12 protein-coding genes are annotated in these 7,448 nt (G+C 53.8%); 7 read left to right on the top strand and 5 right to left on the bottom strand.

The genetic code is table 11. The features are described from left to right. Nucleotides 1-433 precede the first annotated feature (433 nt). From KEHDKFFH_RS19775 to KEHDKFFH_RS19765, 3 genes are all read left to right on the top strand, one after another. Nucleotides 434-985, top strand: coding sequence for a hypothetical protein (locus KEHDKFFH_RS19775; RefSeq protein ID WP_241956576.1), 552 nt, complete (start codon nt 434-436; stop codon nt 983-985). 36 nt (nt 986-1,021) lie between these two features. Next, entirely contained in the window at nt 1,022-1,636 is a 615-nt protein-coding gene (locus tag KEHDKFFH_RS19770; RefSeq protein ID WP_104323487.1) for a PEGA domain-containing protein, read from the top strand. A gap of 144 nt (nt 1,637-1,780) precedes the next feature. Beyond that, nucleotides 1,781-2,527: an NYN domain-containing protein gene (locus tag KEHDKFFH_RS19765; RefSeq protein WP_104323486.1), complete on the top strand. Its 747-nt coding sequence runs from the start codon at nt 1,781-1,783 to the stop codon at nt 2,525-2,527. A 364-nt stretch (nt 2,528-2,891) separates the two neighbouring features. On the opposite strand, the gene KEHDKFFH_RS19755 is transcribed toward KEHDKFFH_RS19765, so the two are convergent. After that, a complete protein-coding gene (locus KEHDKFFH_RS19755; RefSeq protein WP_104323484.1) occupies nt 2,892-3,218 on the bottom strand; it encodes a rhodanese-like domain-containing protein in 327 nt (108 codons plus the stop codon). Between the two features lie 124 nt (nt 3,219-3,342). Continuing rightward, nucleotides 3,343-3,777, bottom strand: coding sequence for an SRPBCC family protein (locus KEHDKFFH_RS19750; RefSeq protein WP_104323483.1), 435 nt, complete (start codon nt 3,775-3,777; stop codon nt 3,343-3,345). A 139-nt stretch (nt 3,778-3,916) separates the two neighbouring features. Here KEHDKFFH_RS19750 and KEHDKFFH_RS19745 point away from each other — a divergent pair, with 139 nt between their 5' ends. Beyond that, complete coding sequence (locus KEHDKFFH_RS19745; protein WP_104323488.1) at nt 3,917-4,408, top strand: MOSC domain-containing protein; 492 nt, start codon at nt 3,917-3,919, stop codon at nt 4,406-4,408. On the opposite strand, the gene KEHDKFFH_RS19740 is transcribed toward KEHDKFFH_RS19745, so the two are convergent. Next, complete coding sequence (locus KEHDKFFH_RS19740) at nt 4,409-4,699, bottom strand: hypothetical protein (RefSeq protein ID WP_064227737.1); 291 nt, start codon at nt 4,697-4,699, stop codon at nt 4,409-4,411. 192 nt (nt 4,700-4,891) lie between these two features. Here KEHDKFFH_RS19740 and KEHDKFFH_RS19735 point away from each other — a divergent pair, with 192 nt between their 5' ends. After that, nucleotides 4,892-5,236, top strand: a complete 345-nt coding sequence (locus tag KEHDKFFH_RS19735) for a PBPRA1643 family SWIM/SEC-C metal-binding motif protein (protein WP_104323482.1) — start codon at nt 4,892-4,894, stop codon at nt 5,234-5,236. A 29-nt stretch (nt 5,237-5,265) separates the two neighbouring features. After that, nucleotides 5,266-5,706, top strand: a complete 441-nt coding sequence (locus KEHDKFFH_RS19730) for a DUF3010 family protein (protein WP_104323481.1) — start codon at nt 5,266-5,268, stop codon at nt 5,704-5,706. Nucleotides 5,707-5,750: 44 nt separating this feature from the next. Here KEHDKFFH_RS19730 and KEHDKFFH_RS20540 read toward each other — a convergent pair whose 3' ends face one another. Continuing rightward, complete coding sequence (locus tag KEHDKFFH_RS20540; protein ID WP_338418386.1) at nt 5,751-6,035, bottom strand: metallophosphoesterase family protein; 285 nt, start codon at nt 6,033-6,035, stop codon at nt 5,751-5,753. 23 nt (nt 6,036-6,058) lie between these two features. Here KEHDKFFH_RS20540 and KEHDKFFH_RS19720 point away from each other — a divergent pair, with 23 nt between their 5' ends. Continuing rightward, on the top strand, nt 6,059-6,490 hold the full coding sequence (locus KEHDKFFH_RS19720; protein WP_104323480.1) for a tautomerase family protein: 432 nt from the start codon (nt 6,059-6,061) through the stop codon (nt 6,488-6,490). A 43-nt stretch (nt 6,491-6,533) separates the two neighbouring features. Here KEHDKFFH_RS19720 and KEHDKFFH_RS19715 read toward each other — a convergent pair whose 3' ends face one another. Then, nucleotides 6,534-7,241 carry a substrate-binding periplasmic protein gene (locus KEHDKFFH_RS19715; RefSeq protein WP_104323479.1) on the bottom strand — a complete coding sequence of 236 codons (708 nt, stop codon included), beginning with the start codon at nt 7,239-7,241 and terminating at the stop codon, nt 6,534-6,536. Between the last annotated feature and the right edge of the window lie 207 nt (nt 7,242-7,448).

Here is a 7,448-nt window from a genome sequence, read left to right as displayed (position 1 = left end):
AGTGGACCATGCCGATTCGTGATTGGAAGCCGGCCTTGAATCGCTTTATTATCGAATTCGGTGACCGCCTGGACGGCCACCTTTAATGGGGTGGGCAGTTACACAGATTTATTTACAGGCTCCCGGGAAATAAACCTTCCCGGTCTCTTCTCACCTACGGCGTTTTCATCAACGCCCCACGAATGCTACTTCGAGCAGATTTCTTGTTCCGTTAAATCCTGATTAGCATGCCGGGTTTAATCTCCAACGCATGCCACCCATATTTCGCATCCGGCCAATCCCCTCCATTCGATTTCACGAGATTTTACTCCGGTTACCCACTCAGTGCATAGCAAGCTCACCAACCCTCAGCTACCATGGCGCGCCGCCATAGGCTCGAGCTTAGCGGCGAGGAATAAACCAAAATAATCAATTACGTAAGAAGGAATCTACTGTGCGAAACGCAAGGATCCTGGCAGTGCTGGCTGCTCTACTGTACCTCACCGGCTGCGCTTCCGGCGCCAAAATGGGCAACATGGTGTATGAGGGGCCAGTGAAGGCCTATGACACAGCCCTGCAGGACAATGTGGATGTCACCGACATATCAGGCGGTGAAGCAACAAACCCCGCATGGACCTCTGAAATCGACAACGACGCCTTCGCAGGCGCCCTGAAACAAACTTTGCAGAAACAGGGATTGCTCGCAGGGTCCGGCCGCTATCAGCTCGAAGCACTCCTGCTGGAAGTTGACCAACCCATGTTCGGGCTGGACTTCGAGGTAACCACCCACGTGAGGTACATCCTCACCGACCGTGAAAACAACGGCACTGTAATCCTGAACGAAACGGTTGTCGCCCCTTACACCGCCACCATTGGCGATGCCTTCGCTGCCATCAAGCGCCTAAGGCTGGCCAACGAAGGCTCCGGAAAAGCCAACATCCAGGGTCTGCTCGACAAACTTTCCGAACTGCAGATCCAGCCCGGTGATGTGTCCCTCACCCAATAACCCTGCTGGAACCCAGCTCCACTGAAAGGAAGCACCATGCAATACCCGCTACTAATTATTCTGGCCGCCCTCGCGTTTCTGTCTACCGGTTGCGCATCGGTGGTCTCCGGAACCGACCAGAAACTCACATTCAACAGCGAACCTGAAGAAGCCACCGTTACAGTTTCCGGCCGCGTGCTGGGTAAAACGCCGCTGACGGTTCCGGTGGACCGCGGCTCTAACCAGTCTATTACCTTCGAAAAGGAAGGCTACGAGACCTACACTGCTCAGCTTTCGACCACAACCAATCCATGGTTCTTCGGTAACATTGTGATTGGCGGCCTGCTGGGTTCCACCACCGATGGCGTTTCCGGTGCCATTCACGAGTTTTCCCCGGACCAGTACTTCGTCACTCTGAAGCCTGATACCCCGACGGGAATCTCAACCTCTAAACCGCGACAGATCAAGGAAATCATCATCGCGTTCAGCGGAGAGTTTCGCCACCAACTGGCGAGCGGCGGCGGTGAAAAGGTGGACACCATCGTGCAACTGTTGGGTGTCGATGCCTCGGAGAAAGCAACAACGATCCGGGCACTGAACCAGCTTGCTCTGGCCAATGAGAACGACCTTGAGCTGGCCAAGACGATTATTGAGGTTTATGACGTTCAATAACGGTTCATTGCCGAAACCGGGGCGGACCAATGTTCAATCCGTTCCGGTTCTCACGGAATCGTCATAAGGTGGAATCCAAATCTGTCCAGCCTTTTACTGCTAACATAGGAATCCACCATCTGAGACAGGGACAGCTCGAAGAAAATGAACAGCAACTACAAAATCGCTCTACTCATCGACTGTGACAACGTCAGCCATCAATCCATCGAGGGCGTACTTCAGGAGCTTGCCAAGTACGGTGCAGTCAACGTGCGTCATGCCCATGGCAACTGGAACGGCCCCCAACTGGGCGGGTGGATTGAAAAGCTCCACGCCAACGCCATCAGGCCGGTTCAGCAGTTCGCCTATACAACCGGCAAGAATGCTACCGATGCCTCAATGATCATTGACGCCATGGATCTGCTCTACAGCGGAAACGTCGATGCCTTCGCCCTCATGACCAGTGATTCCGACTTTACCCCCTTGGTTATGCGAATTCTTGAGGCCGGCCTACCAGTCTTCGGCTTCGGCGAGCGCAAAACTCCCATGCCCTTCGTCAACGCCTGCTCGCAATTCATCTACACAGAGAACCTGCGCGAAGATGTGGAGGAGCCCGACAGCGCCAGCAATGGCGGCACTCCGAAACCACCCGTCGAAACCAAGTGGGGACGGAACAAACTGAGGGGCGACACCGTGCTGGTGAGGACTCTGCGGACTGCGGTGGAACAAACGGCTGACGACGATGGTTGGGCCCATCTGGGCAAGGTTGGCCAGTACATCTCCAATAACAGCTCTTTCTCCCCCGTGAACTACGGGTACAAGAAACTGAGCGATCTCATCCGGGCCAGTGAACTCTTCGAGATAAGCGTACGGGATAAAAACGTTTTCTATATCAAGAGCCCCGAAAAATAGACCTGTCCCGGACTTCTGTAAGGTTCCCACTGCTCACCTTTCAATAAAGCCATAACAGCAACCCAGCAACACAGAAAAGAAGCACGGTAACATGAACAGCCAGGTTCTTCTGGATAGATGGGGCGGGCTTTCTGACGAAACGGAAGTAATCCTCACCAAACAGCCCCACGCCACAATTCTCACAGTAGTTTTTTGAGTAAGAAATCCTCAGCTCAGATGGCTCAAACTTTTTCCGACAGCTGTAACAACTGGGTTTGGTCATTTCGGCGCTCCGGGCAAAACAGTGTTTCGTTGATTCCAGTTGACTGGAAGTTGCAACTTTCTTCCACTCATTGCGGGCAATTGGAAGCTGTCGATGTGAGAATCACTGACGCGCCTCACGTGCCTCGGCAACGCTGCCCATGTTGTTCACATTGGTGTAGCCCGCACTTTCCAGAGCAGACTTCGCTTTGCCAGCTCTGTTTCCACTACGACAGTAAAGGTTAATCTCCGTATTTTTGTCCGGAAACCGTTCGCTAACCCGCGCGACAATGTTCTGGTGTGGAATGAGAGGGTCTCCATCAATGTGATTCTGCCTGTGCTCGGCTTCCGTACGAACATCAATCCAAACCGGCTTCGCCTGGGCGAGCATCGGTGTAAGCACCAGTGATAGAAAAAGCAGTACAGCCCTCACCGAAACAAACCTACGCATAACAAGCTCCTTGCAATGTGGATTACAAATGATCTTACGATTAAACCTCATAGATAAGTTCACCGTGAGTTTAGGCCCCGAAGATTGGCTGCATTAACATCCACCAGCCCCCATGAAGGGTGATTTAAAGCTTCTCAATCGACTTCAGGAGGGAGCTAAAGGCTTTCGAAAAGCTGCGTTCAGCCATCCGATCCATCATCCGACCAAGCAAGGGCACCTGCACAGCTCCCTCGGAAGTCCAGGTCACACGCGTCTGTTCACCCTCGGGAGTTAAAACAATTTCCCCCTTTGTGTGCTGAACGGAGAACGGGCTCGATTTTTCAATGTGATAGTGCATCCGGTTTGGCCTCTCAAACCGGGTAATACGTTCAGTCAGCTCAAGCCGGCCGGCTCCGATAACCCGGAGCGCACCGGTCCCATTTTTTTCGTCTTTTCCCTCTTCAATCAGCACAGACCTGCTAACCCCTGGGAACCGATCATAGCTGGCATGGTCTGCGATGGCCTCAAAGACCGTGTCGATATCCTTTCCAACAACTCTCTCGACGTGAATGCGAAACATACCTATTCCTCAAATAAACGCGCTGACCAAAACGATACGCTTACGCCTCATCAAAAGAATGGGTTTTCTTCTATTTTTTGATACCTTCCTGAAAATGGAAAGGCGGAGCTGTTTCGCCTCTGTTTACGAGCGAGCGCCGATGTCTGAACCAACCCCACTTCAAACCCTGCTAGACACCCTCCCCCAATGCGGTCGCGTGGAATGGATTGGCATCCGCCCCGCACGCGGTGAGCCAATGCAGGCGCTCGACAGCGTGGCGATAACCCCTGGCAAGGGCCTGGAGGGCGACCGATTCAAGGGTCGCGCAACCAGCAAACGGCAGGTAACCCTGATCCAGCAAGAACACCTGCACGCCATTGCGTCCTGCCTTCAACGTGAGGCCATCGCACCCGAGGTTTTCCGGCGCAACATTGTGGTGTCTGGCCTTAACCTGCTGGCGCTGAAGGGCAAGCAATTCCGAATCGGCAATGTGGTGCTGGAATACACTGGCCTTTGCCATCCCTGCAGCAAAATGGAAACGTCACTGGGGCCCGGCGGTTACAACGCCATGCGCGGGCACGGAGGAATCACAACACGGGTGGTTGAAGCGGGTGACATTGCCCTTGGGGACGACGTCCGAGCCTGCCTGTAATCAAGTTTCACTGAGAATGGAAATACCGCTGACCTCAGTCACCGTTTTGGCATCCGCCCGCTCAATGATTTTCAGGAGAGTGGACTGAATAGTTTCGTCTTCCCGGGCGTCACCGCCACTCACAAACGTTTGCTTCTGGGGTTCCGCGCCCTCTTCCTCGGTAAATGAAATAACAACCTCACTGGCTGAATCCGGCGTTTTACCAAAGTACTCCAGCGAAACTAACGGATAGCCGTGAAAGCCCTTCTTAACCTGCTTTGCAATGCGCTTCTTCGCTTTATCCACGTGCATAATCAGAGCCTTTCGCTGTGTTTGTTATCTGGATGAAGATGAACACCCAGTAGATACCACTTGCCAATTCTATGCCCCTAAACCCATCTAAAATAGATCCGTCCCGGTTTTCCCTATATCCCCACTCCCACAACCATGCTAAAAGACTCCACCCGGCAGTAGCTCGGACATTCTTCCCATCAGGATCTCAGCATGTCAGACAAATTTTTCTTCAAGGGCCGGCAGGACGCACGCCAGCACCACACCGCTTACGGCGGCTTTCAGACCAACGCCAGCCAGAAGAGCGGCAGCCGGAAGTATCCGCTCACACTGGTGGTTACCAGTGAAGCACGCAAGCAGGAAGTTGAGGCTCAGGTGGCCGGGGCGAAGCTGCACGCGAGTATTTCGGTTGATACCAGAGAGGGCGCCGTTGAATCTATCAACGAGCTCACCGCTATCCTGAATAAAGGAGGAACGGTCACCACGGTAAAACCGCCCTCCCGAAACGACCTCTGCAACTGCGGTAGCGGACTCAAATTCAAGAAGTGCTGCGGCTGACAGCAGCGGGCGCATAGAGGGTAAAGGCTATGATTGTTTGCGGAGTTGAGCTGACTGGCAGCGATGCGGTGGTGTGTTTGCTGAATATGGACAGGGGCCAGTTCAACCTGCCGGAGTGCAAGGTGCGCAAACTGTCCCTGCCGAAAAATCATAGCCGTGAAGATCTGCAGCGGTTCCAGGCGGCCTTTGCGGAGTTAATGGCCGAGTACGGGGTCAGCAGTGTGGCGATCAAAGAACGGATGCCCAAAGGCAAATTTGCCGGCGGTGCTATCAGCTTCAAAATGGAAGCGGCCATTCAACTGATCACAGGTGTTGAATTGAATGTGACCCTGCTGCCACCCGCGCTGATCAAGTCCACCCTGGCAGCCAATCCGCTGCCCATTGCGTTTTCCGAGACGGGTTTGAAGGCCTTTCAGGAAACTGCTTTTATCGCTGCTTATGTTGGGCAACTGCAGGGCCAGCGAACCTGAAAAGGTGTGACTGGAGAATAGAACTTACCGGCTTCCCCAAGGGATCAAACCGGCAGTTCAATAATCTCACCCACCACACCGTCTTCACTTACCTGCAGCCGCCCCACATCACCGGCATGAAGGATCAGATCCGAGCCTTTCAAAACCTCCAGGGCTCCGGGACGCATCTTGCTGTGGGTGTCTGCGATCACTCCGATTTGCATGCTTACGCCCTCCAGATTCCGCAAATGGCGCCCACCCGGCCCGCGCCCATGGCCATGCCGGTAAGCGTTGCTATAGTGAAACAAGACCACCTGATTCTCAATGTCGGCCAGAACAGGTAAAACCATGTCACTCCCGGTAGGATGCCCCCATGCCCACGTATACCGTCACGGTCGCGAATCTTTCCCTGTCGCAGCAGCAGAAATCAGAGATTGCGGAGGCCATAACAACGGCCCATAACACGCAAACCGGCGCGCCCCGTTTCTTTGCCCAGGTTCTGTTTCTTGCTGCCAATGAGGGCGAGCACTTTGTGGGTGGCACCGTGAACCAGGAGCCACAGGTGTATGTTCATGGCCTGTTGCGGCAAGGCCGCAGTACCGAGGTCAAGCAGGCCCTGATGAGCCAGATGCTGGACGAGATAGTGCGAATTGCGAAAATAACGGCCGAGGACGTCTGGATCTATCTGCAGGACATACCAGCGACACAAATGATTGAGTTTGGCCGGTTTCTGCCAGCGCCAGGAGATGAAGCTGAGTGGGAACAGGAAATGACGTCAGAAAAGCGGGCCAGGCTGCCCAAATAATAGATCTGTCCCGGTTTTCGCGGTTTTAACGGTTCTCGCAGCGTTACCGATAACTTTCGATCAAAGCGTTCAGTTGTGACTGGAAGTCAGGATCCTGCATGACCGCATCAACCTGATTGATCACGTCCATAGCGGACGGAAGCTGCCTCGAAACGCCAATATGGAAAGGGATCTGGGAATTCGGAATAAAATCAACCTCTCGAACCTTCAGCTTCTCCGAATAGCCAAGTTGTCGAGCGATGAATCGGGCGTCTTCAGCGGGCTGCACCATGAAATCGCCGGCCTTCCGCAGCATAAGAAGATGCATCATCGCTTTCATGTCCCGGCCCGGCTCGCGCTCCAGATAGCCGGGAATATTGTCCTCTTCCCATTGGGAGCCCCTCTCAACGATCACCGTCAGACTGGACAAGTCAGCAAAGCTGGTAGCCGATTCGATCAGGTCTATGTTGGGGTTGTCAGCCGAGTACACCAGATGACCAAAGTTCTGCGTAAAGAGTGGCTCGGCTGAAAAGATGGCGTATTCCTGTCGCTGCTCCGACGGATACGTAAGCAGGCCATCGGTAAGGCCCAGTCGCACGTTGTACTGCGCCCTGGCCCAGGGCACCACCACATGTTCCGTGCTATAGCCGGGGATAAAACTGAACGTCAGCTGCACCAAATCCGGAAACAGCCCGGTGGCCCTGTCGTCGAGCGAGTAACTGTAAGGCGGTGATTTTTCGCCGAACGCGAATGTCAGAATGCTGCTCCCCATCGTGACACCAGGCAAAGCAAGGCATACAACCAGAAACGCACGGCCAAACGACGCCGCAAAATCCTTCCAAAAGATGCTTTTTTATGGTTCATCGCAGGTTAGCGTGAAAAAGTAGGAGACGGCGGTAAAACCGGTTAGTTTTGAGTTCGCCAAAACAACAAAATTAACCAATCCACCGCCGTCCCTATGAATGCTAATCCTCTTGCC

It is taken from the genome of Marinobacter maroccanus, assembly GCF_002933275.1.
In the GTDB taxonomy this organism is placed as follows: domain Bacteria; phylum Pseudomonadota; class Gammaproteobacteria; order Pseudomonadales; family Oleiphilaceae; genus Marinobacter; species Marinobacter maroccanus.
The sequence above is the reverse complement of the archived record's forward strand: the minus strand, read 5'-3'. Positions and strand labels throughout refer to the sequence as shown.